Here is a 23,625-nt window from a genome sequence, read left to right as displayed (position 1 = left end):
GAGGGGGGGGGGGGGGGGGGGGGGAGAGGGGGGGGGGGGGGGGGGAGGACCCCCCCCCCCCCCCCCCCCCCCCCCCCCCCCGCCTCGCGCGTCTGCGACGGTCTGTGCTCCGTTACGCCGGGTTCTGATTCGCCAGCGCCACCGACAGCTCGCGGGCGACCTCCTGGAGGACCGGCACGATCTTGTCCGTGGCGGCCTCGGTGACCCGGCCGGTCGGGCCGGAGATCGAGATGGCCGCGGCGGTCGGCGAGTCCGGGACCGGCACGGCGATGCAGCGCACGCCGATCTCCTGCTCGTTGTCGTCCACCGCGAAGCCCTGCCCGCTGACCTCTTCGAGGGCGGCGAGGAAGGCGTCCGGCTCGGTGATCGTCTTGTCGGTCGCGGCCGGCATGCCTGTACGGCCCAGCAGCGCGCGGACCTCCTCCGGCGGGTGGCCCGCCAGCAGCGCCTTGCCCACGCCCGTGGTGTGCGGCAGCACCCGCCGGCCGACCTCGGTGAACATGCGCACCGCGTGCCGGGACGGCACCTGCGCCACGTACACGATCTCGTCGCCGTCCAGCAGCGCCATGTTCGCCGTCTCGCCGGTCTCCTCGACCAGCCGGGCGAGGTAGGGGCGGGCCCAGGTGCCCAGCAGGCGCGCGGCGCTCTCGCCGAGGCGGATCAGGCGGGGGCCGAGCGCGTACCGGCGGTTGGGCTGCTGGCGTACGTAACCGCAGGCCACCAGCGTGCGCATCAGGCGGTGGATGGTCGGCAGGGGCAGCCCGCTGCTGGCCGACAACTCGCTGAGACCCACTTCGCCGCCGGCATCTGCCATCCGTTCCAGCAGATCGAAGGCGCGCTCGAGAGACTGGACGCCGCCGCTCGCGGCTGCGGGCTTGGCTGCGTCGGAAGTGCTGGCGCTGGACGACGGCACGTCGCGTTCCTTTCGGATCAGGTGGTGTCGGGCCCGGCGCGTGCAGTGGGAGGATTCCGCGTCCGACCGGAGCAGCCTACCGGTCTCCTCCTGTCGACACACTGTCTATCGCACAGTCGTTCCCGCCGGTCAGCCCCTGTTTGGTGGCGAACCGGGGGACGACCAGGGTTACTCGCGAGAATCCCTTGACGGTCCTAGTGGGCGAAGCTACGTTCTGCAACTCGAAAGCTACTGCCCATTCTGTGGAATCCTCCAATTCACCGAAGCGCCGGGCCGCCCCCTCCGGGAACACCCCCGCTGCCGGGTCCGTCCACCCCCAGGCCGCCCCCGTCGCGCTTCCTGGCCGGAGCCTGAAGGCTTCCTGGAGTGTCATGCGCATTCTTGTCATGAACCCGAACACCACGGCCTCCATGACCGCATCGATCCGCGCCACCGCCACCGCCGTGGCGGCCCCCGGCACCGAGATCCTCGCCACCGAACCGCTCTGGGGTCCGGAGTCGATCGAGGGCCACTTCGAGGGGTACCTCAGCGCCGCGGCCGTACTGGACCGCCTCGCCACCCTGGACGCCCCCTTCGACGCCCTGGTCATGGCCGGGTTCGGCGAACCCGGGCGGGAGGGCGCGCAGGAGCTGCTGGACGTGCCCGTCCTGGACATCACCGAGAGCGCCGCCCAGATGGCGATGATGCTCGGCCACTCCTACGGCGTCGTCACCACCCTCGACCGCGCCGTGCCGCAGGTCCGCGACCGGCTGCTGACCGCGGGCCTGCTCCAGCGCTGCGCCGGCGTCCGCGGCACCGGCCTCGGCGTGCTGGAGCTGGAGGAGGACGCGCGGCGCACCGAGCGGATCATCGTCGAGACGGCCCGCGAACTCGTCCGGGAGGGCGCCGAGGTGATCTGCCTGGGCTGCGGCGGGATGGCCGGGCTGCAGGAGAAGGTCGCCGCCGAGCTGGGCGTTCCCGTCGTCGACGGCGTCGCGGCGGCCGTGAAGTTCGCGGAGGCCGTGGTCGGCCTGGGGCTCACGACGAGCACCGTACGGAGCTTCGCCGCACCGCGCCCGAAGCGGATCGGCGGCTGGCCGATCAGCGGGCGGGCGCCGCGGCTGTCCGTTTCGGCCGTTCCGTCCGCGCGTAACGCAGATTTTTCTCCGGAGACATCAGGCATCTGACATCTGAGGTCTATCCCTGTCTCTAGACATCAGGCATCTGACATCTGCACTATCTAGGTTCCCACTCCCCGGGAGGCTCACGTGGCACCACCCCCGCAGCCGGACCCCCGCCTCTTCAACGAGGACCTGGCCCCGGCCCCGGAGCGCAAATGGGGCACGTACAGCGTCTTCGCGCTGTGGATGTCCGACACCCACGCGATCAGCAACTACGCCTTCGCCGCCAGCCTCTTCGTCCTCGGGCTGCCGGCCTGGGAGGTCTTCCTCGCGCTGCTCGTCGGCATCACGATCGTGTACTGGCTGATGAACCGCATGGGCCACGCGGGCCACCGCACCGGCGTGCCGTACCCCGTACTGGCCCGCGCGAGCTGGGGCGTCTACGGCGCCAACATTCCCGCGCTGCTCCGCGCCGTGATGGCCGTCGCCTGGTACGGCATTCAGACCTGGCTGGCGTCCACGGCCGTCGTCCTGCTGGCGATCCAGGTCGCGCCGGGCCTGGCGCGGTACGACCACAACTCCTTCCTCGGGCTCTCCACCCTCGGCTGGGTCGCCTTCCTGGTGATGTGGGGGCTGCAGGCGGTGCTGCTGACCCGCGGCATGGAGTTCATCCGCAAGGTGCAGGACTTCGCGACCGGGCCGGTGGTCTGGCTGGTCGTCCTCGCGCTCGCGGTCTATCTCGTCGTCAAGGCGGGCGGCGACATCTCGCTCACCCACAGCCTGACCGGGCTGAGCGGCGGCGCGCAGGTGCGCCAGAGCCTGATCGCGGTCAGCCTCACGGTCGCCACGTTCCTCACCCTGGTCCTCAACTACGCCGACTTCGCGCGTTTCACCCCCGACCACCGCTCCTACCGGCGCGGCAACCTCATCGGCCTCCCGGTGAACTTCACCGCCTTCGCGGTGGTCGCCGTCCTGGTCACGGCCGGCACGATCTCGGTGTTCGGCGAGGCGATCTACGACCCGGTGAAGGTGATCCAGAAGATCGACAACCCGGTCGTGACGGTGGTCGGCGCGCTCTCCTTCATCGTCGCCACCATCGGCATCAACGTCGTCGCCAACTTCGTCTCGCCCGCGTACGACTTCGCCAACCTCGCCCCGAAGTACCTGAACTTCAAGCGCGGCGGCATGATCACGGCGGTCCTCGCGATCCTCGTACTGCCGTGGAAGCTGTACTCGTCGGCGCTGGTGATCCAGTACTTCCTCGGCGGCCTCGGCGCGTTCCTCGGGCCGCTGGTGGCGATCCTGCTCGTGGACTACTACCTCATCCGGCGCGGCCGGATCGACGTGGACGCGCTGTTCGCGGCCGACGCGGCGGGCGCGTACCACTACCGCAGGGGCTACAACCCCAAGGCGGTCCTCGCCTTCGTGCCGTCCGCCGTGGTCGCCGCGGTGATCGCGCTGGTGCCCGCCTTCGACGCCGTCGCGCCCTTCTCCTGGGTGTTCGGCATGGGGGTGGCCGGCGGGCTGTACTACCTGGTGTCCCGGCGCGGGCGGCTGACCGGGGAGATCCCGGAGGCGATCATCCCGTCGCAGGTCAGGGCGGTACCGGAGGCCCCACAAAGGGCGGGTGACCAGGTACGGGTGACGGCCGCCGACGGCTCCTGAAGGGTCTTGACGGGCCGCCGCCCGAAGTGAAGACTCTTCAACAGAAAGTTGAATTTCGCAGTGCGGAAGAGTCCGCACTCGCACCGAGCAAGCCGAGCAAGCCGAGTAAAACGAGCAAGCCGAGCAACAAGAAAGGGGACCGGGTGTCCGACGCACAGCTGGTGCTCCGCTCCACGCGGGTCATCACTCCGGAGGGGACGCGCGCGGCGTCCGTCACGGTCAGGGACGGCAGGATCGTCGAGGTACTGCCGCACGACGCCGAGCCCCCCGCCGGGGCGCGGGTCGAGGACTTCGGCGACGACGTCCTCCTTCCCGGGCTCGTCGACACCCACGTCCACGTCAACGACCCGGGCCGCACCGAGTGGGAGGGCTTCTGGACCGCCACCCGCGCGGCCGCGGCCGGCGGCATCACCACCCTCGTGGACATGCCGCTCAACAGCCTCCCGCCGACCACCACGGCCGAGAACCTCGACGTCAAGCGCGAGGTCGCCCGGTCCAAGGCACACATCGACGTAGGCTTCTGGGGCGGCGCCATCCCCGGCAACGTCAAGGACCTGCGGCCGCTGCACGACGCCGGCGTCTTCGGCTTCAAGTGCTTCCTCTCGCCCTCCGGCGTGGACGAGTTCCCGCAGCTCGACCAGGAGCAACTGGCCGCCGCGCTGGGCGAGATCGCCGGCTTCGACGGCCTGCTCATCGTGCACGCGGAGGACCCGGGCCACCTGGAGAGCGCGCCGCTCGTCAGCGGCCCCAAGTACGCCGACTTCCTGGCCTCCCGCCCCCGCGTCTCCGAGGATGAGGCGATCGCGGGCCTGATCGCCCTCGCCAAGCGGCTGGACGCGCGCGTCCACGTACTCCACCTCTCCTCTTCGGACGCCCTCCCGCTGATCGCGGCGGCCAAGGCGGAGGGCGTCAAGCTCACCGTCGAGACCTGCCCGCACTTCCTCACCCTGACCGCCGAGGAGGTCCCGGACGGCGCGACGGAGTTCAAGTGCTGCCCGCCGATCCGCGAGTCCGCGAACCAGGACGCGCTGTGGCAGGGCCTGGCCGACGGCACGATCGACTGCATCGTCTCCGACCACTCGCCCTCCACCACCGACCTGAAGACCCCGGACTTCGGTGACGCCTGGGGCGGCATCTCCTCCCTCCAGCTCGGCCTGCCCGCGATCTGGACGGCGGCCCGCGCCCGCGGACATTCGCTGGAGGACGTGGTCCGCTGGATGTCGGCGGCCCCCGCTGCCCTGGTGGGCCTCGACCGCAAGGGCGCCATCGCGCCCGGCCGCGACGCCGACTTCGCGGTCCTCGCCCCGGACGAGACCTTCACCGTCGACCCGGCGGCCCTCCAGCACCGCAACAAGATCACGGCATACGCGGGCAAGACCCTGCACGGCGTGGTCCGCTCCACCTGGCTCCGCGGCCACAGGATCAACGACGCGGGCACCCTGAGCGAGCCGACGGGCGAACTGCTCGTACGCGACTGACGGCTGACGACTGACGGCCGTTGACGGCATGGCGCGGCGGGTCCTGTGGCCCGCCCCGCTACGGCCGGTGCGGTGAGGCCAGTGTCGTCCAGAACATGAGCTCGTACGCCTGGAGGTGCCGGCCGTAGCGGTGGGCCAGTGGGAGGTCCAGCGAGCCGGAGTCCAGGCCGTGCTGAAGGGCCGCCAGGGTGCGGTCGGCCAGCTCCGGGGCCGGGTCGGCGAAGAAGTCGAAGAAGGCGCACGCCTCGTCGGTGAAGCCGTAGCGGTGCCGCATGGCCTGGCCGACGGCGCGGCAGTAGTCGCCCCAGGCGGCGAAGTTGGCGGCGAGGGCCAGTACGGCGTCGGCGGGCTCGGCGCCGAGGGCGAGCCAGGCCGCGTACGCGGGGTAGGCCTGGCAGCCCGGCCGCGGTTCGTACGCCGCGACCTCCTTCTCCGTCAGGCCGCAGGCCGCGGCGAGAGTACGGACGTGCTCCAGCGCGATGCCCTCCCCGTCCGCGAGGAAGGCGAAGAACGCCGCGAGCGGCGGCTCGGCGGCGGCCCGCCCGGCGAGGTGGCGGAAGCTGCGCCGGTCCGAGGCGATGATGTGGTGCTGCTCCAGGGCGAGCGCGGCGAAGACCTCGCGCGGCGCCTCACCTGCGGCGATGGCCGGTACGAGGGGATTGGCGCCGGCTTCGGGGGCCAACTCGCGCACGGCGGAGTCGAGGACGTCGGTCGCGGAACGGGCCATGGCGGCCTCCTCGGCGGACAGCGGCGGGGCGGCGCCCCGCGTGGTCCCTCCCAGTGTGGCAACCGAGCGGGCACCCGGGGCCTTAATCATTGCGTTACGTATCCGTAGGTGTGGTGTCACAGTGACGGGTGAGGCTAGGGAAGCCGACGCCCGTCCCCCACATGGCGGACGCCGGTGACCACACATTCCGGTCCTCCCCCACAATCCGACCAGGATGGGACCACACACATGCACATTCCGCTGGAACACCCTTCCCGCGCCGGTGCCTGCTGCGCCGGCCCGCGTGCGTCCCGCCGAAGAACCGGCCACTCCGGCTGAGAGATCACCCCTGCCCGGGTACGGGGCCGCCCATGTCGCGGCCCGGCCCGGTTCTTCGCGCGCCCTCACGCAAGGAAGGAACCCCCACGGTGCTGATATCGCACCCAGAGAATCAAGCAGAGTTGCCACTCAACTCCCGTTCAAATGCGACTAGTTCACAGACAATCGAAGACGGCGCCGGTGCCGGGCGGGTGCTCGCCGTCGGTATGCCGGGCCCCCGGCTCGACCGGCTCACGCACACCCTGCGCGCCACCGGCCACGACGTACGGCAGGTCACGCCCGGTCTGGTGGGCACGCAGGTCCGGCAGGCCACGCCGGACGCCGTGGTCGCCCTGAACGACGGCCGGGGCGGGCGGGAGGTGATCCGCGAGGTCCGGGCGGCGCCCGCCGGACGCGCGCTGCCGCTTGTCATGGTCACCTCCGGGCCAGGGCCCGCCGAGGTCGCCGACCTGCTGCGGCACGGCGCCGACGACTGCGTCCCCGACGCCTCCGACCCGGTCGAACTCGCCGCCCGTATCGAGGCGAAGCTGCACCGCGTCCCCGTACCGGTCGAGCAGCTGCTGCTGGACCCGCGTACCGGGCTCTACTCCCACCGGCACTTCCTGGACGAGCTGGAGCGGGAGTTCCAGCGGCCGGGGAACGGGCGCCGCTCCGGTGTTCAAGGTGTCATGGCCATGGTCGCCGTCGCCGAAATGGGCGCGCTGGAGCACCGGTTGGGCCCGCGCGTCCGGCGCGAGGTCGCCGAGCGGCTGGCCGGCGTCGCCGAACGGCTCGGCAGCACCTGCGACCGCTTCGGCTGGGACGACGACGGGCACCTGCTGATGCTGCTGCCCGGCATCGACGAGGAGACCGCCCGGCGCGGCCTGGAGAAGTTCGCGCACGCCGTCGCCTCCACCCGCTTCGTCGTCGCCGACGAGAACGTCCGGCTCACCCCGGCCATCGGCCTCGTCCCGCTCGCCGACTGCACCGGACCCGCGCAGGCCGTCGAGAAGGCGCTCGCGGCGGTCGCCCAGTCCACCAGCCACCGCGACCTGCGCCCGGTGGCGTACGCGCCGTGGATGCGCGCCTCGCACCGCCGCCGCAACCCCTTCGGCGCCGCCCTGCGCGCACGTCTGACCGCCCTGTCCTCGCTGGTCGTGCTGCCCCTCGGGGTGGGCCTGCCGTTCGTGGTCTACCAGCAGGCGTACGGCTGGGGCTGGGACGTGGGCTCGGTGATGTACTGGGTCGTCGTGGCCGGACTGGTCATCTCGGCCGCGCTGATCGTCATCGAGTGCCTGTTCTCGCTGGACGCGTCGCGCCGCCCGGAGCGGCCCGCGCAGCCGTACCCGCCCGCCAGCGCGATCATCGCCGCGTACCTCCCCAATGAAGCGGCGACCATCGTCGACACCGTGGAGTCCTTCCTCCGGCTGGAGTACCCGAACGACTTCGAGGTCGTGCTCGCGTACAACACGCCGCACCCGCTGCCCATCGAGGACACCCTGCGCGAGATGGCGGCGCGCGACCCGCGGCTGGTCCTGATGCCCGTCGCGGGCTCCACCTCCAAGGCGCAGAACGTCAACGCGGCGGTGACCCGGGTGCGCGGCGAGATCGTCGGGATCTTCGACGCGGACCACCACCCGGCGCCGGACGCCTTCCAGCACGCCTGGCACTGGCTCTCGCACGGCTACGACGTGGTCCAGGGGCACTGCGTGGTCCGCAACGGCGACAGTTCCTGGGTCGCCAGGCTCGTCGCCGTGGAGTTCGAGGCGATCTACGCGGTCAGTCACCCGGGCCGCACCCGGCTGTACGGCTTCGGCGTCTTCGGCGGCTCCAACGGCTTCTGGCGCACGGACCTGCTCGCCCGCACCCGTATGCACGGCTCGATGCTCACCGAGGACATCGACTCCACGATGCGCGCGCTCGGCGAGGGCGCCCGCTTCACCGTCGACCGCACCCTCATCTCCCGCGAGCTGTCCCCGACCATGCTCAAGCCGCTGTGGAACCAGCGCTCGCGGTGGGCACAGGGCTGGCTCCAGGTCTCCCTCAAACACCTGTGGCGCAGCCTGCGTTCCCCGCAGTTCACGCCCCGTCAGAAGGCCGGGCTGCTCGTCCTGTTGGGCTGGCGCGAGGTGCAGCCGTGGCTGACGCTCCAGATGTGGCCCATCCTGATGTACTCGGCGTGGAAGGCCGGCGGCGTCGACAAGCTGGACTGGACCGTGCCGGTCTGCCTGCTGGCGATGGTCTTCACGCTCTCGGCGGGCATCGTGCAGGCGGCCTTCGCCTGGCGGCTGGCAGTACCCGAACTGCGCCGCCGCCGCGGCTGGTTCTGGAGTTACGCGCTGCTGTCGACGTTCTTCTACACGCACTTCAAGAACATGCTCGCGCGGCAGGCGTGCATGAAGGAGGCGCTGGGGGACCGGCGGTGGCGGGTCACGCCACGCGCGGCGGCAACGGCACCGGCCACCGCGCCGGCCGCCGCGGCGGGGGAGCGCCCATGACGGTGACGACCGTGCCGGGCTCGCGCAGCGAGGAGTCGGTGGCCGTCCGCAGCAAGGCGGAGGAGATCCAGGGCTTCCGCGGCATCGCCGCGCTGAGCACGGTGATCTTCCACGTCTGGCAGCAGTACCACGTGTACGACGCGGCCGGCTCGCACCCGCCGGTGGACAGCCCCTACCTCGGCGCGCTGCTCTCCCTCGAAGTCATCGACTTCTTCTTCGTGGTCTCCGCGTACCTGCTCACGCTCTCCTACGCGCGCGCCGCCATCGACGGCGGCTCGACCCGCCCGGGGCGGCTGTTCCTCTTCCGGCGGGCGGTGCGCATCGTGCCGCTGTACTTCATCGCGGTACTGGTGGTCTGGTCGAGCCGCAACCCCCAACTGGGCGGCAACTGGCGGGATTTGGTCGAGCACCTCACCTTCACGCACGTCTTCGACCAGCGGCAGATCTTCTACACGCTCGGGCCCGCCTGGTCGCTGTCGCTGGAAGTGGTGTTCTACCTCGCGCTGGTCGCGCTGGGGCCGCTGGCCGTGCGTGCCTGCCGCCCGCTGCGCCGCCGCGGCGCGCGCGTCGCGGTGTGTGCCGGGGGCTGTCTGCTGCTGTTCGTGCTGCCCGTCGTGTGGGTCGCCGTCGCCCGTTACGGGTACGGCGTGCCGCACACCGACTGGACGGTGTACTTCGGCCCGCAGGCCCGCTTCAGCGGCTTCGCGGCCGGCATGGGCCTGGCGGTGCTGGTCGTCGCCCTCCGTGGCCGGGGGCGGCTGCCGGGCGGGGCGGCGGTCGCGCTCTCGCTGGTGGCCGTGGCGGCGGTGTACGGCCTGTCCTGGGACTCGCGGCCGGAGAACCTCACGTTCACCTTCTACCACCCGCTCGCCGCGCTGGCGTGGGCGGCGCTGCTGCTCGGCGTCGTCCACGCGCGCGGGCGGGTCCGCTGGCACCGCCTGCTGCGGGCCCGCTGGCTCACCTACCTCGGCCTGGTCAGCTACAGCCTCTTCATCTGGCACGAGCCGGTCATGCTGCAGCTGTACCACTGGGGCCTGCTGCCGGGCCGCCCGGACGGCTTCTGGTGGGCGGTGGCGGTCGTGCTGCTGGTGGCGGTGCCGGTCGCGGTGGCCAGTTACTGGGTCATCGAGTACCCGTCGAGCCTGCTGTACCGGCTCAGGGACGGGCGCGGCCGGCGGCGCGACTTCTACGCGGGGGTGGTGACCCGGTAGGCGGCGCGGCCCTCAGGAGGCGGACTTCAGCATGACCACGATGAAGCTGAGGAACGCCAGGAGGACGTGCGAGCCGACGACATAGAGAGCGACCCGTACGGACAGTCCGCGCGGAGCCCGGTCCTCGACATCGTTCTTACGGGCTCCGCCGGACGCCGGCGGGGAGGCGGGCTGCTCGGTCACGGTGGTGATCCTTTCCTGGAAGCGGGTCACAGGCCGCGGCGGGTGCCGCCGTCGCCCAGGCACAGCCCGGCCGTGCCGCTCTGCATGAGGGTGTGGACGAAGAGGAGCTCGGCGCCGCTGCCGTCGGCGGCGGCGATGCGGTGCGGGGTGAGCGAGTCGAAGTGCGCCGCGTCGCCCGGGTCCAGCAGCTGCACCGTCTCGCCGAGCGTGAGCCGCAGCCGCCCCTTGAGCACGTACAGCCACTCCTCGCCGGGATGCACCCGCACCAGCCCGGCCTGGCCGTCGTGCGGTGGCACGAACACCCGCAGCGCCTGCATGGCCCGGCCGGGGCCGCCCATCGGCCAGTACGTCCAGCCGCCGGCCTCCGAGGGCTCGGCGTCGCTCCCGCGGAACACCGGCTGCCGCTCCGGCGCGGTCTCGCCGAGCAGGTCGGATACCGTGGTGGTGTACGTCCGCGCCAGGGAGAGCAGCATCGGCAGCGAGGGCTGGCGGCGCCCGGTCTCCAGGCGTGAGAGGTGCGCGGGCGACAGACCGACCCGCCGGGCCGCGGTCTCCAGCGTGAGCCCCGCGCGACGCCGCAGGTCACGCAGGCGGGGCGCGACGACGGGCAGCTCGTCGGCCGCGCCGGCGGACCCGTTCTCCAGGGGTTCGGTCATATCTCTGGTATAGCCAGCCCGAGCCCATCGGGCAAAAGTTTTGCCTCTGAGGCAAAGACGGCCAAAGGGGGTGCCGTGAAGCGCCCCTCCCGCTTCCTCTCCTGTGAACTCCCGGGAAACTTCCCGCACTTGGATTGACAGGGGCATGTCTACGCGCGTCATGCTGTACGCCATGAGAATCCCCCCACGGATCACCCGGATCGGCGCCCTCGGCGCCCTCGCCTCGGCCCTGTTCCTCGCGGGCCCCGCCGCCGTCGCCGCCACGCCCGCGGCCGCCCCCGCCGCGGTGGCGTACGCGGCGCCCGTGCACGCGGCCGCCGTCGGCGACATCTGCTACTCGAAGCTGCCCGGCGAGGCCCACGAGACCCTGGACCTCATCGAAAAGGGCGGCCCCTACCCCTATCCGCAGGACGGCGGCGTCTTCTCCAACCGGGAGGGCGTCCTGCCGCAGCAGTCCAGCGGCTACTACCACGAGTACACCGTCGAGACCCCGGGCTCCCCGGACCGCGGCGCCCGCCGCATCGTCACCGGCGAGCAGACCGACGAGGACTACTACACCTCCGACCACTACGCGTCCTTCGACCTGGTGGACCGCGGCTGCTGAGCGGCTCGGGACCAGTGCGGCGGCCGGGGCGGTGCCCCGGCCGCCGCCGCGTTCTGCCCGGCGTGCCGGGCCGCGCGGGCGCCGCCCGGCAGCCAAGTCGCACCCCCCGCTGAGGGATTGTCAGCGGTTGCCGGTAGCGTTTCGGTGGAAACAGCGACCGGGCGGGCATCGGCGGCAAAGCAGCCTCAAGGCGGCGACCTGCGGCGGAGCCCGACCACCGGCGCATCGGAACAGTCCCTGGGGGCACGGCGGCGACGCCGTGTGCGGGGCGGACCATGAAAGGGCGGCGAGCTGTCGTGTACCGCTGGGAGATCACCCGGGCCGCACTGGCTCAGCGCGTTTTCGCCATCGTCCGCAGCGAGACGTACGACGAGGCCAGCGCCACGGCCGACACGCTGCTGTCGGCCGGCATCACCAGCCTGGAGATCTCTCTGACGACGCCGTTCGCGCTGGAGGCGGTCACCACGCTCACCCGCGAGCTGGGCGACGACGCGATCATAGGCGCGGGCACGGTCCTGGACGCGGCCTCCGCGCGGATGGCCGTGGACGCGGGCGCCCGCTTCCTCGTCTCCCCCCACCTGGACGCCGAGGTGATCGGCACGGGCCATCGGTACGGCGTCCCGGTCTTCGCCGGCGTCGCCACGCCCACCGAAATGGTGCGCGCCCTGGAGCTGGGCGCCGACGCCCTGAAGCTCTTCCCGGCCTCCGGATACGGACCCGGCTGGCTCAAGGACGTCCGCGCGGCGCTGCCGCAGGCGCCGCTGCTGCCGACGGGCGGCGTGACGGTCGAGAGCGCCCCGGAGTGGATCGCCGCCGGAGCGGTCGCGGTCGGCATGGGCTCCGAGCTCTCCGCGGGCGACCGCGACACGGTCACCAAGCGCGCCGCGGCCCTCCTCCCGCTGCTCGCCGCCGCCGCTCCGCCGTCCAAGACCCCGGGGCTCGGCTCGCTGGATCTGTACGACGCCTGAGCGGGACGGCCGCGTCTGCCGGTACTACGCCGCGTCTGCCGGTACTACGCCGCGCCTGCCGGTACTACGGCTCCTCAAATCCCCCCGCGCAGCATCCGGGAGAGCCCCAGCGCCGCCGTGCGGACGGCCGGGGCGAGCTGGGCCGGGCGGAAACGGGCGCGGGGGACGGCGACGGAGATCGCGGCCACGGCGTCGCCGCCCGCGAAGACCGGCGCCGCGATGCAGCTGACGCCGAGCACCGCCTCCTGCTCCTCGTAGGCCAGCCCGGACACCTGCGTCTTCTCCAGCGCCATCCGCAGCCGCGCCGGATCGGTGAGCGAGTGCGGCGTCAGGCTCGGCAGCGGCCGCGCCAGTACGTCCTCGGTCAGCTCCGTACCGCAGAACGCCAGCAGCGCCTTGCCCACTCCGGTACAGCTCAGCGGCAGGCTGTGGCCGATGTGCGAGGGCAGTTGGAGCGCGTCGTGGCCGTGGATGCGCTCCAGGTAGACCACCTCCAGCCCCTCGCGCACGCCGAGGTGCACGGTCTCGCGGGTGGCCTCGAAGAGGTCTTGGAGGAACGGCAGCGCCGCCTCGCGCAGGTCCCGCCGCCGCGGCACGAGTGAGCCCAGCTCGAACAGCCTGCCGCCGAGCCGGTAGCGGGCGTCGTCCGTGCGCTCCAGCCAGCCCAGCCGTACGAGGTCCGCCGCGAGCCGGTGGACGGTCGGCTTGGGCAGGCCCGTGCGCTGCGCCAGTTCCGCGAGCCGGTACGGACCACCGGTCGGGCGGAAGGACTCCACGATCAGGGCGGCCTTGTCGAGCATGCTCGATGCTGCGTCGTTCCGTGTCACGGAACAAACATTGTCCGGTCCACGGCGCCACGTCTATACCGGAGCCGCACGCCCTCCCATTCCGCCGATCACCACGGCCGCCCCTCCCGAGCTGATCACCACGCCCGCCCCTCCCGCCGATCAGGAGACCGCTCCATGCCGACCCCACCCGAGCCCGTCCGCGCGGACGGTGTGCCGCCCGTCGTCGTCAAGGCCGCCGACATCCTGGCGGAGGCCGCCCGTACCGGCGTGCCCTGCGCCCCCGTACGCGGTCTGCTGCCCGAAGGCGACCTGGACACCGCGTACGCCGTCCAGCGGCTCACCATCGAGCGCGAACTCGCCGCCGGCGGCCGGATCGTCGGCCGCAAGACCGGCCTCACCTCGCCCGCGGTACAGGCCCAGCTCGGTGTGGACCGCCCGGACTTCGGCGCCCTGCTCGCCGCCATGGCGGTGCCCGAGGGCGAGCCGGTGGCGGCCGGGCGGCTGTTGCAGCCCAAGGTGGAGGCGGAGGTCGCGCTCGTCCTGGGCGCCGACCTGCCGCACCGGGACTGCACCGTCGCCGACGTGCTGCGTGCGACCGACTTCGCGCTGGCCGCGCTGGAGATCGTCGACAGCCGGGTGGCCGGCTGGGACATCTCGATCGTCGACACCGTCGCCGACAACGCCTCCTCCGGCCTCTTCGTGCTCGGCAGTGCCCCCGTGCCCGTGACGCAACTGGACCTGCGCGCGGTACGGATGACCATGACCCGCAATGGCGCGCAGGTCTCCGCGGGCACCGGCGCCGACTGCCTGGGCAGCCCGCTCAACGCCGCCGCCTGGCTGGCCTCCGCGCTCGCCGCGACGGGCGACCCGCTGCGGGCCGGCGACATCGTACTGACCGGCGCGCTCGGCCCGATGGCGACCGCGGCGCCGGGTGACGTCTTCGAGGCGCACATCTCGGGGCTGGGCTCGGTGACGACCCGGTTCGCAGCAGCGACGAACGCCGGGACGGAAGGAGAGCAGCGGTGAGCGAGCGCACCCCCGACGCGCGCACCAAGGTCGCGATCATCGGCTCCGGCAACATCGGCACCGACCTGATGATCAAGGTGCTGCGGCTCTCCGAGAGCCTGGAGGTCGTCGCGCTGGCCGGCATCGACCCCGATTCCGACGGCCTCGCCCGGGCCCGCCGCTTGAAGATCGCCACCACCCACGAAGGCGTCGAAGGGCTGGTGAAGCTCCCCGAGTTCGAGGACGTGACGATCGTCTTCGACGCCACCTCCGCCGGGGCGCACCGCCACCACGACGAGGCGCTGCGCGCCCTCGGCCGTACGGTGATCGACCTGACCCCGGCGGCGCTCGGCCCGTACGTCGTGCCGCCGGTCAACCTCGACGCGCATCTGGACGCGCCCAACGTCAACATGGTCACCTGCGGCGGCCAGGCCACCATCCCGGTCGTCGCCGCGGTCTCGGCCGTCACGCCGGTCCACTACGGCGAGATCGTCGCCTCGATCTCCTCGCGCTCCGCCGGGCCGGGCACCCGCGCGAACATCGACGAGTTCACCGGGACCACCGCCGCCGCCATCGAGCGGGTCGGCGGCGCGGCGCGCGGCAAGGCGGTGATCGTGCTCAACCCCGCCGAACCGCCGCTGATCATGCGGGACACCGTGCACTGCCTGGTGTCGGACGGCGACCGCGACACCCTCGCCGCGGCCGTGGCGGAGATGGTCGCGCGGGTCCAGGCGTACGTGCCCGGCTACCGGCTCAAGCAGGAAGTGCAGTTCGAGCAGGTCGTCGCCGGTGACCCGCTGCACGCGCTGCTGCCCGCGGCAGCCGCGTCCGGCGACGCCCTGAAGGTCTCCGTCTTCCTCGAAGTGGAGGGCGCGGCGCACTACCTCCCGGCCTACGCCGGGAACCTCGACATCATGACCTCGGCCGCGCTGCGCACCGCTGAGCGCATCGCCGCACACCGCACCAGCGAGGTGGCAGCACGATGACCGCGAACGGGACCGGCACCCCCGCCCTGTACGTCCAGGACGTCACCCTCCGGGACGGCATGCACGCCATCCGGCACCGCTACACCGTCGAGCAGGCCCGCGCCATCGCAGCGGCGCTGGACGCGGCCGGCGTCGGCGCCATCGAAATCGCCCACGGCGACGGCCTGTCGGGCTCCAGCATCACCTACGGCGTCGGCGCGCACACCGACTGGGAGTGGATCGAGGCCGTCACCGACGCGGCCCGGACCGCCGTACCGACCACCCTCCTGCTCCCCGGCATCGGCACCGTCCAGGACCTCAAGCAGGCGCACGCCCTCGGCATCCGCTCCGTACGCATCGCCACGCACTGCACCGAGGCCGACATCTCGGCCCAGCACATCGCGGCGGCCCGCGAACTCGGCATGGACGTGGCCGGGTTCCTGATGATGTCCCACATGGCCGAGCCCGCCGAACTCGCCCGCCAGGCCCAGCTGATGGAGTCCTACGGCGTGCAGTGCGTGTACGTCACCGACTCCGGCGGCCGGCTGACCATGGACGGCGTACGCGACCGCTTCCGCGCCTACCGCGACGTCCTCGACCCGGAGACCGGGCTCGGCATCCACGCCCACCACAACCTCGCGCTCGGCGTCGCCAACACCGTCGTCGCCGTGGAGCACGGCGCCACCCGCGTCGACGCCTCGCTGGCCGGCCAGGGCGCGGGCGCCGGCAACTGCCCGCTGGAGGCTTTCGTCGCCGTCGCGGACCTGATGGGCTGGGAGCACGGCTGCGACCTCTTCCCGCTGATGGACGCGGCCGACGACCTCGTGCGCCCGCTCCAGGACCGCGAGGTGCGGGTGGACCGGGAGACCCTGAGCCTGGGGTACGCGGGGGTCTACTCCAGCTTCCTGCGGCACGCCGAGACGGCCGCCGAACGGTACGGCCTGGACACCCGCACCATCCTCGTCGAGGTGGGCCGCCGGGGCCTGGTCGGCGGCCAGGAGGACATGATCACGGACGTCGCCCTGGACATGGTGGCGGCGCGGGGCTGACGGGCGTACGGCGAAGGGCCGGTGCCGCGCGCACCGGCCCTTCCGCCGCCTCACGGCAGCAGCGACTCCGCGATGTCCGCGCCGCGGGCGGTGCCGCCCTCGGCCCGTACCTCGGCGCGCAGGGCGGCCGAGCGGCGCGCCACCTCCGGGTCGGAGGTCAGCGCCAGCAGCGCGCCGCGCAGCGCCTCGGGCGTCGCGTCCGCGGTGTCGATCCGCCGGGCCACGCCGAGCGACACCAACTGGTCGGCGTTGCCGAACTGATCGGCCGCCTGCGGCACCGCGATCATCGGCACGCCCGTGTACAGCCCCTCACTGGACCCGCCCATCCCCGCGTGCGTCACGAACGCGTCGGCCTGCTCCAGGATCGCCAACTGCGGAACCCACGAACGCACTTCCACGTTCTGCGGGATGGGGCCCAACTCCGCCTGGTCCGTGTCCTTCCCGATCTGAAGCACCAGGTGCCAGCCCGGCAGCTCCCCGAAGGCCGCCAGGCACCGCCGGTAGAACTCCGGCTGCCGGGTGTAGGCCGAGCCCAGCGAGACCAGCAGGACGCGCTCGGCGCCGGCCGGGCGGGTCCAGCCGCCCTGGTCGCTGCGGTCGCCGAGGCACGGCCCGACGAAGGTCACCGCCTCGGTGTCCACGTCGTCGGCGTGCGGCTGCATGGCCCGCGGGATGGTCGCCACCGCCCGGGCGGGGCGCCCGGAGAAGGCGCCCGGTTCCAGCGTCGTGGCCCCGTTGCCGGCCAGCCAGTCGGCGAACTTCGCGAAGTAGGTGTCCGCCCCGGGGAGTGCCCGGATCTGCGCGTCGATGTCGTCCTCGCCCGTGCCGCTCCACCCCACGTACGTCGGCGAGATCTGGAGCGTGGGCCGCCCCTGGGACTCGGCCAGCGCGCGGCCCGCGTACCCGCCGATGTCGTACAGGTACAGGTCGGCGGGGTCGTCGTCGTACAGCTCGTGCAGCTGCGGCAGCATCTGGACGGCGTCGTCGAGGAAGGTGCTCATCCCCCCGACCGGGTCCTCGGGCCAGGCGCTGCCGGTCACCGGGGGGAGGCAGGAGCGGTACGGGCGCAGCTCGGCGCCGGTCGAGGTGACCAGGTCGCCCAGGAACGGGTCGTTGGCGTACGTGACGCGGTGGCCGCGGGCCACCAGCTCCCGGATGATCTCGATACCGGGCAGGGTGTGACTGATGACGGGATTGCCGATCATCGCGATGTGGGAAGTGCGGGAAGCCATGGAGGATCACTCGATTCAGATCTGCGGTGGGCAGGACAGGGCGGCCCGGCGCCTGATGATGCGGCGCGGGGCGGGCAGGCGGGCGGCGCGGCGGACGGAGCGCCGCCGGGGCCGTGTCAGCCGTAGATCTGGACCTGGTGGTAACCCATGCCGTCACCGTAATGTCGGGTGCCGGAAGTGACCAACCGATTTACCGAGGCCCAGCGGCCAGGGGGAGCGCACATGCAGGACATCGTCGAACTCACCGAGCTGGAACCGGGCTTCACCAGCGATCCGTATCCGCACTACGCCGCGCTGCGCGGCCGGGGGCCGGTGCACCGGGTGCGGCTGCCCGACGGCCGCGAGGTCTGGCTCGTCGTCGGCCACGAGGAGGCCAGGGCCGCGCTCGCCGACGCCCGGCTCAAGAAGGACTGGACGGCCCACCCCGAGTGGCGGCCGGAAGAGCACATCGGGTTCCTCGGCAACATGCTGCAGAGCGACCCGCCGCGCCACACCCGATTGCGGAAGCTGGTCGTCAGGGCCTTCACCGGCGGCGCTGTCGAGGCGCTGCGCCCGACCGTGCAGCGCATCACCGACGGCCTGATCGACGACATGCTCGCGAAGGCACCGGACGGCCGTGCCGACCTGATCGAGGCGCTCGCCTACCCGCTGCCCATGACGGTGATCTGCGAGCTGCTGGGCGTGCCGGACCTGGACCGGGAGCGATTCCGGCGCTGGTCGGACGCGTTCGTCAGCACCGACGGGCCGGGCGGCACGGGCGGCATCGAAGCGGAGATCACGCGCTACCTGGAGCAGCTCATCCAGGACAAGCGGCGCGAGCCGGGCCCCGACCTCTTCAGCGTGCTCATACGGACCACCGACGAGGACGGCGACCGGCTCTCCGGCGAGGAACTGGTGGGCATGGCCTTCCTTTTGCTGGTCGCCGGTCATGAAACCACCGTTGGCCTGATCGCCAACGGCATCCTCGCGCTGCTGCGCCACCCGGATCAGCTCGCCGCGCTGCGTGCCGACTTCGGGCTGCTGGACAACGCCGTCGAGGAGATGCTGCGGTACGACGGGCCGGTGGAGACCAGCACCTGGCGCTTCGCCGCCGAGCCGGTGGAGATCGGCGGCACGCTGCTGCCCGCCGGTGACGTCGTCGTTGTGGCGCTGGCCTCGGCCGCCCGGGAGCCCGGCCGGTTCGACGCGCCCGACCGCTTCGACATCACCCGCGAGACCCGCGGCCACCTGGCCTTCGGGCACGGCATCCACTACTGCGTGGGCGCACCGCTGGCCCGTATGGAGGGCCGCATCGCCGTCCGCACGCTCCTGGAGCGCTGCCCGGAGCTGGCCCTGGACGCCGACCCGGCCACGCTGCGGTGGCGCCCCGGCATGCTCATGCGCGGCCCGCTCGCCCTGCCGGTGCGCGTGCGGTGAACGGCCCGGCGGCGGGCGCCCGGGCGGGGTTCGGACAGAGGCTCTAAGCTCTGATCTTGCCGTTCCTCTCGGCACTGCCTCCAGCCCCGCCGCGTACAGGAGTCGCCATGAAGCGTGCCGTCACGCTCTCCGCCCTCGCCTGCCTTCTCGCCGCCACCGCCGCAGCGCCCACCGCGTTCGCCGGGGACGGCAAGCCGGACGCGTCCGCCACGCCGGGCGCGTCCGGCACTCCCGCCGCGCCGGCCGCCGCGGCCGCGAAGAAGAGGCCCGCGTACAAGCCGGCGCCCAGCCTCCTGGACACCGTGCCGCGCCGCGGCACCCTGCGGGTGTGCACCACCGGCGACTACCGACCCTTCACTTCCTGGGACCGGAAGACCGAGAAGTACAGCGGCATCGACATCGACATGGCACGTGACCTCGCCGAGAGCCTGGACGCCAAGGCCGAGTTCGTGCCCACCACGTGGGCGAGCCTGGTCGGTGACCTCAATGACGGGCGCTGCGACATAGCCGTCGGCGGCGTCTCCATCACCCTGCCGCGCGCCCGCAAGCTCGCCTTCAGTGAGCCGACCCGCACGGACGGCAAGACGCCGATCGTGCGCTGCGAGGACAAGGACAAGTACCGCACGCTGGAGGACATCGACAAGCCGGAGACGAGGGTTGTCGTCAACCCGGGCGGGACGAACGAGGAGTTCGCGCGGTCGCACCTCAAGAAGGCGACGATCAAGGTGCACAACGACAACAACACGATCTTCGACGAGATCGTCGCGGACCGGGCCGACGTGATGATGACCGACGCCAGCGAGACGCTCTACCAGGCCAAGCTCCACCCCGAGCTGTGCTCCGTGCACCCGGACAAGCCCTTCACCTTCGCCGAGAAGGCGTACGCGCTGCCGCGCAAGGACGTCCAGTTCAAGGAGTACGTCGACCAGTTCGTGCATCTGGCGACGCACGACGGCACGTACGAGAAGTACGAGGACGAGTGGATGAATTGACGCCCGGTGCGGCACGGTGCGGCGGGGCCCGACGCGGCGTCAGTCGTTCGCGTCGTACTGTTTCGCGCACGCCGCGCCCCACTGGCCCGGATAGTGGCGGTCGAGCGCGGTGAGCGCCTCGCCGAGGGCCGGGACCAGGATGCCGTACGGGTCGGTCAGCGGGTCGAAGTAGGGCCGGCCCGGCTGGGCCCCGGGGCGTGCCGGGCCGCTCGCGCTGCGGGCCGGCTCGGGGCCGAGCCAGGCGGCGGCCAGCGCCCGCGCCATCGCCGCCGACGGGTCGTCCTGCGCGAGCGGCCGGACGAGGCGGTGGTAGCGGCGGACCGGTGAGTCGTCGGAGAAGAGGACGTACTCGCGCACCGGGGCGCGCCGGACCAGGTCGAACGCCTCGCTCCGCGCGGCCCGGTCCGTCGTCCGCTCGAACACCCGGCTGAGGTACTCCGCCGCCGCGGGCAGGTCGCCCAGCGCCAGCGCGTGGTACGCGGCGACCGCCCCCTCGCCGTGGTCGCGCGCCCGCAGCCGCAGCGCGTCGTGCGCGTGCCGCCAGGTGAACGCGCCGGTCTCCGGCCGCTCGGCCAGTTCGCGCAGGAGCAGGTGGCGCAGCAGGGGATGCAGCTGATCGGTCTGGCCGTCCTGCACGGGCGGGGTGAGCAGCCCGTGCGTACGGAAGTGGGTCAGGGCGCCCTGCGCGCGGTCGTCCGTGTCGCCCCACAGCCCCCAGGCCGTGAACGCGTGGTCCAGGTCGACCGCCGCCGCGGCCCGCGGCAGCAGCTCCCGTACCTCGTCGGGCACGTCCCGCAGCAGCGTGTGCAGCAGATCGCCCGCGAAGTCCCAGCCCGTGCCCTCGGGCAGCGGCCCGGCCGGGGTGAGCAGCCGGCGCAGCCGGTACGCCCAGTCGGTGTCCGCGGGGAAGCGGGGCAGCGCGTCGAGGAGCGCCGCGACCGCGCCGGGGTGGCCGCGTGTCAGGTCGTGCACGAGGCGGCCGAGCCAGCCGGCAGGGCGCGCGACGGGCGGCCGGGGCAGCCCGCGGGTGCCGTCGAGCGTCTCCGCCGCCAGTTCGGTGACCTCGGCCAGGGACAGCCCGCCGAGCTGGGCGACGACCAGGTCGTCGGCCGTGCGGGTCTCCTGACGATGCGTCAGCCGCCAGTTGGTCAGCTGGAAGCGCAGGTCGGGCCCGGCCAGCTGCTCCGGGTCGACCTGCCGGGGCACGGTCCCGGCGGTGGCCACGGCCAGCAGCGGGTCCCAGGCCGGGGTGACGCCGCTGTCCAGCGCCCGGGCGTGGGCCAGCCCCTGCAGGAACGCCTCGCCCACCGGGCAGTCGGCGTTGTCCAGCAGCAGGAGGCAGTGCGTGGTGCGGCGGCGCGGGGAGCCGGCGCCGTAGGCCGTCCGCAGGTCCGAGAGCAGCGCCCGCAGCAGTACTTCGTCCACGATCCCGGCCTCGTCCGGGCGGCCCGCCAGCTGCCGCCGCAGATACCGCAGCAGGTCGCGGGCGCTGCCGCCGCTGCGCCGCGCGACGCCGGCCAGCGCCCGTTCCAAGTGCCGCAGCCGGAGCCGCGGTTCACCGGCCAGCCGCAGCACGGCGCCGACGCCGGGCGGCGGCGGTGCGTCCCCGAGCGCGTCCAGACTGCTCTGCAGGCCGGCCCGGACCGTACCGGGGACGTCGCCGAGCGGGAAGCGGCCCAGCACGCCGCGCGCCGACTCCGCCAGCTCCCTCATGGCACGCGGCGCGGGCGCGAGGGCGAATGCGGTGAGCAGCCCGGCGAAGGCCGGGAAGGCGAGCGCGGGATGCCGGGCGGTGTCCCGGTGGAACTGCCCGGCCGCCTCCAAGGCCACCTCGGTGATCGAGGTGTACGCACCGTCCAGGTCCAGCCAGGCCAGCGGCGCGTCCAGCTCCTGGGCGCGCGCCGACAGCTGCCGCAGCAACGTGGTCTTGCCGCCGCCCGGTGGCCCGAGGAAGAGGTAGGCGGGCAGCTCGCTGTGGGCGTGCGGGTCGCGGTGCAGCGCGTCCAGCACCGCCGTCTTCAGCAGCTTCTCGCCGCGCGCCCCGTCCGGCGCCGCGGCGGCGGGCCAGGGCGCGGGCGAGCCACCGTCGGGGACGCGGGGGCCGGGGAGGACGCCGGGCACCGGCGCCCGGCCGGCCGCGACCGGCGCGGCCGGCCTGGAAGGCGCCATCCGCGCGGCTGCTGTGAGGGTGCCGGACGCCGTCATGTGGGGCGACGACGCCGCCCGGCGCGGCGCCAGGGCGTCGGCGCGCCCGATCCCCAGCCGTACCAGCAGCGCGTCGTTCACCCAGGCGAACGCCCTGGCGTGGTCCGGCAGCCGGTCCGGGCCCGCCGGGTGGGAGATCCAGGCGGGGAAGTCCGGGGACCGGCCGACCAGTTCGTCCATCCGGCGGCCCACCGTCAGCCCGGTCTCCAGCAGTTCGGCGGTGGGGACGGTGTCGAACAGTATGGCCTTCGTCGCCGCGGGGAAGTCGAACTGCCGCAGCCGCTCGGGCACGTCGTGCTCGGCCGGGCGCGGCACGGCGCGCAGCAGCCCGCCGGAGAACACCTCGGCGAGGTGCGCGGTCTCGGCGGGCCAGGACACCGACTCCTGCACCAGCCGCATGGCCGGTACGGACACCGGCGCGAGCGCCGCGAGATGGGCGGCGAGGCGGTACGCCTCGGGCGAGACGGTGTCGCGGAACCGCAGCACGGCGGCGGTCGCCGCGTCGGTGCCGGGCGGCGGCGGGGGCGCCGCGGCGATGTCCGCGCCGAGGTCGCCGGCGGCGGGCGCGGTGCGCAGCAGGGGGAGTACGGCCGTGCCGCCGGGCGAGGCGACCAGCCGCGCCCACTCCGCGACGGAGGCGGGGCGCGGCGCCAGGACGGGGATCGGCACGCCCCGGAAGGACGCCAGCTCCGGGGGCAGCCCGGAGGCGGTGACCTGCCAGGTCGCGTTCGCCGATGCCCGGCCGCGCGAGGTCACCTCCCACCGGTCGGCGCGCACCCCGGAGCCCTTCCACATCTGCGGCGGCAGCACCTGGAGCACCGCGGTCGGGCCGCAGCGGCCCCACCCGGCGAGCACGTCCCCCATCTGGCCGCCGCGCCAGGCCGAGCCGATGCCGTCCGTGACGACCAGCACCATCGTGGCGCCGGAGGGGTCGGCCAGCACCCCCGGGTCGCCGTTGGCCGGGCCGTCACCGAACGGGCTGCTGCGCAGGCCGGGCCGCCCGCCGCCGCGGGTGTGCAGCCCGTACACCCGCACGTCCCGGAAGGCGCCGAGCCGTTCCAGTACGCCACGCAGCTCGCCGCAGAGCCGCTGCCACAGCAGCATCGACGTGCCGTCGTCGATGACCAGCGCCAGGTCCAGCCAGCGCTCGCGGGCCGGCAGGATCGCCACGTCCGGGAGCCCGGTCTCGGCCATCGCGTCGACCGTCGCCGCCTCGTCGACCTCGGTACGGACCGGGCTCGGGCGCTGCTGCTGGAGCGGGCGCAGCGCGCGGGAGAGGGCGAGCGCGTCGGTGCCGGCCCTGCCCTCGGGGGCGCGTACGGACACGGCCGGGCGGCCGCCGTCCCGGTCCGGTGAGGTCGCGCGGAGCGGGCCGCCGTGCAGGCCGTGCCCGGCGTCCGGGCGGCGGGGCGAGCGGGCGGGCGCCGCGGCGCGTGCCTCACGGCCGGGGGAGCGGGCGGGCAGTACCGGCTGCCCGTCCGGCGCGTCGGGCACCGACGGGTCGTCCGGCTCCGGCGGCGCCGCACCGTTCCCCGGCTCCGGGTCCGGCGCCGTGGCCGCGCCGTCCGGCGCGGGCAGCCGGGTGGCCAGCCAGAGCGCGTCCAGCAACTCCTGCGGCGACAGCGGCACTCCGCTGTCGCCCAGGATGCGGCGGGCCCGCTCCGGCATCGTGG

General features: G+C 73.3%; 19 protein-coding genes. 12 read left to right on the top strand and 7 right to left on the bottom strand.

The window, feature by feature from the left end:
- Positions 1–112: 112 nt before the first annotated feature.
- Positions 113–913, bottom strand: coding sequence for an IclR family transcriptional regulator (locus tag ACZ4MH_RS20245; RefSeq protein ID WP_351599231.1), 801 nt, complete (start codon positions 911–913; stop codon positions 113–115).
- Between the two features lie 371 nt (positions 914–1,284).
- Here ACZ4MH_RS20245 and ACZ4MH_RS20240 point away from each other — a divergent pair, with 371 nt between their 5' ends.
- From ACZ4MH_RS20240 to allB, 3 genes are all read left to right on the top strand, one after another.
- Positions 1,285–2,079, top strand: coding sequence for an aspartate/glutamate racemase family protein (locus ACZ4MH_RS20240; protein ID WP_351599230.1), 795 nt, complete (start codon positions 1,285–1,287; stop codon positions 2,077–2,079).
- Positions 2,080–2,160: 81 nt separating this feature from the next.
- Positions 2,161–3,678: an NCS1 family nucleobase:cation symporter-1 gene (locus tag ACZ4MH_RS20235; RefSeq protein ID WP_351599229.1), complete on the top strand. Its 1,518-nt coding sequence runs from the start codon at positions 2,161–2,163 to the stop codon at positions 3,676–3,678.
- A 143-nt stretch (positions 3,679–3,821) separates the two neighbouring features.
- Positions 3,822–5,156 carry an allantoinase AllB gene (allB, locus tag ACZ4MH_RS20230; RefSeq protein WP_351599228.1) on the top strand — a complete coding sequence of 445 codons (1,335 nt, stop codon included), beginning with the start codon at positions 3,822–3,824 and terminating at the stop codon, positions 5,154–5,156.
- Positions 5,157–5,214: 58 nt separating this feature from the next.
- On the opposite strand, the gene ACZ4MH_RS20225 is transcribed toward allB, so the two are convergent.
- Entirely contained in the window at positions 5,215–5,883 is a 669-nt protein-coding gene (locus ACZ4MH_RS20225) for a thiaminase II/PqqC family protein (RefSeq protein ID WP_351599227.1), read from the bottom strand.
- A 509-nt stretch (positions 5,884–6,392) separates the two neighbouring features.
- Here ACZ4MH_RS20225 and ACZ4MH_RS20220 point away from each other — a divergent pair.
- A complete protein-coding gene (locus ACZ4MH_RS20220; protein ID WP_351599226.1) occupies positions 6,393–8,678 on the top strand; it encodes a glycosyltransferase in 2,286 nt (761 codons plus the stop codon).
- Positions 8,675–9,889 carry an acyltransferase family protein gene (locus tag ACZ4MH_RS20215; protein WP_351599225.1) on the top strand — a complete coding sequence of 405 codons (1,215 nt, stop codon included), beginning with the start codon at positions 8,675–8,677 and terminating at the stop codon, positions 9,887–9,889. The genes ACZ4MH_RS20220 and ACZ4MH_RS20215 overlap by 4 nt, the downstream gene beginning before the upstream one ends.
- Positions 9,890–9,901: 12 nt before the next feature.
- Here the strand turns inward: ACZ4MH_RS20215 and ACZ4MH_RS20210 are convergent, their stop codons facing one another.
- Both ACZ4MH_RS20210 and ACZ4MH_RS20205 read right to left on the bottom strand, forming a co-directional pair.
- Positions 9,902–10,072: a DUF6126 family protein gene (locus ACZ4MH_RS20210; RefSeq protein ID WP_351599224.1), complete on the bottom strand. Its 171-nt coding sequence runs from the start codon at positions 10,070–10,072 to the stop codon at positions 9,902–9,904.
- Positions 10,073–10,098: 26 nt separating this feature from the next.
- Complete coding sequence (locus ACZ4MH_RS20205; RefSeq protein WP_351599223.1) at positions 10,099–10,728, bottom strand: helix-turn-helix domain-containing protein; 630 nt, start codon at positions 10,726–10,728, stop codon at positions 10,099–10,101.
- Positions 10,729–10,900: 172 nt separating this feature from the next.
- Here ACZ4MH_RS20205 and ACZ4MH_RS20200 point away from each other — a divergent pair, with 172 nt between their 5' ends.
- Both ACZ4MH_RS20200 and ACZ4MH_RS20195 read left to right on the top strand, forming a co-directional pair.
- A complete protein-coding gene (locus tag ACZ4MH_RS20200; RefSeq protein ID WP_351599222.1) occupies positions 10,901–11,332 on the top strand; it encodes a ribonuclease in 432 nt (143 codons plus the stop codon).
- Positions 11,333–11,628: 296 nt separating this feature from the next.
- Positions 11,629–12,300 carry a bifunctional 4-hydroxy-2-oxoglutarate aldolase/2-dehydro-3-deoxy-phosphogluconate aldolase gene (locus tag ACZ4MH_RS20195; RefSeq protein WP_351599234.1) on the top strand — a complete coding sequence of 224 codons (672 nt, stop codon included), beginning with the start codon at positions 11,629–11,631 and terminating at the stop codon, positions 12,298–12,300.
- Positions 12,301–12,374: 74 nt separating this feature from the next.
- Here the strand turns inward: ACZ4MH_RS20195 and ACZ4MH_RS20190 are convergent, their stop codons facing one another.
- Positions 12,375–13,100, bottom strand: a complete 726-nt coding sequence (locus ACZ4MH_RS20190; RefSeq protein ID WP_351599233.1) for an IclR family transcriptional regulator — start codon at positions 13,098–13,100, stop codon at positions 12,375–12,377.
- 162 nt (positions 13,101–13,262) lie between these two features.
- Between ACZ4MH_RS20190 and ACZ4MH_RS20185 the strand changes: the two genes are divergently transcribed.
- The 3 genes from ACZ4MH_RS20185 to dmpG are packed head-to-tail and all read left to right on the top strand — an operon-like array spanning position 13,263 to position 16,107.
- Positions 13,263–14,114, top strand: a complete 852-nt coding sequence (locus tag ACZ4MH_RS20185) for a 2-keto-4-pentenoate hydratase (RefSeq protein WP_351599221.1) — start codon at positions 13,263–13,265, stop codon at positions 14,112–14,114.
- Complete coding sequence (locus ACZ4MH_RS20180; RefSeq protein ID WP_351599220.1) at positions 14,111–15,079, top strand: acetaldehyde dehydrogenase (acetylating); 969 nt, start codon at positions 14,111–14,113, stop codon at positions 15,077–15,079. The genes ACZ4MH_RS20185 and ACZ4MH_RS20180 overlap by 4 nt, the downstream gene beginning before the upstream one ends.
- Positions 15,076–16,107: a 4-hydroxy-2-oxovalerate aldolase gene (gene dmpG / locus ACZ4MH_RS20175; RefSeq protein WP_351599219.1), complete on the top strand. Its 1,032-nt coding sequence runs from the start codon at positions 15,076–15,078 to the stop codon at positions 16,105–16,107. Before ACZ4MH_RS20180 ends, dmpG begins: the two co-directional genes overlap by 4 nt.
- Positions 16,108–16,157: 50 nt before the next feature.
- Here dmpG and ACZ4MH_RS20170 read toward each other — a convergent pair whose 3' ends face one another.
- Entirely contained in the window at positions 16,158–17,339 is a 1,182-nt protein-coding gene (locus ACZ4MH_RS20170) for a macrolide family glycosyltransferase (RefSeq protein ID WP_351599218.1), read from the bottom strand.
- A 222-nt stretch (positions 17,340–17,561) separates the two neighbouring features.
- On the opposite strand from ACZ4MH_RS20170, the gene ACZ4MH_RS20165 reads away from it, so the two are divergent.
- Both ACZ4MH_RS20165 and ACZ4MH_RS20160 read left to right on the top strand, forming a co-directional pair.
- Positions 17,562–18,755 (top strand): cytochrome P450 family protein, encoded by a 1,194-nt coding sequence (locus tag ACZ4MH_RS20165; protein WP_351599217.1) that lies wholly within the window; start codon positions 17,562–17,564, stop codon positions 18,753–18,755.
- Between the two features lie 107 nt (positions 18,756–18,862).
- Positions 18,863–19,747 carry a transporter substrate-binding domain-containing protein gene (locus tag ACZ4MH_RS20160; protein WP_351599216.1) on the top strand — a complete coding sequence of 295 codons (885 nt, stop codon included), beginning with the start codon at positions 18,863–18,865 and terminating at the stop codon, positions 19,745–19,747.
- 39 nt (positions 19,748–19,786) lie between these two features.
- On the opposite strand, the gene ACZ4MH_RS20155 is transcribed toward ACZ4MH_RS20160, so the two are convergent.
- Positions 19,787–23,620, bottom strand: a complete 3,834-nt coding sequence (locus ACZ4MH_RS20155) for an SAV_2336 N-terminal domain-related protein (protein ID WP_467754605.1) — start codon at positions 23,618–23,620, stop codon at positions 19,787–19,789.
- Between the last annotated feature and the right edge of the window lie 5 nt (positions 23,621–23,625).

It is taken from the genome of Streptomyces sp. NPDC026301 (assembly GCF_055567935.1).
Note: the sequence above shows the minus strand (reverse complement) of the source record. Positions and strands in the feature narration are given on the sequence as shown.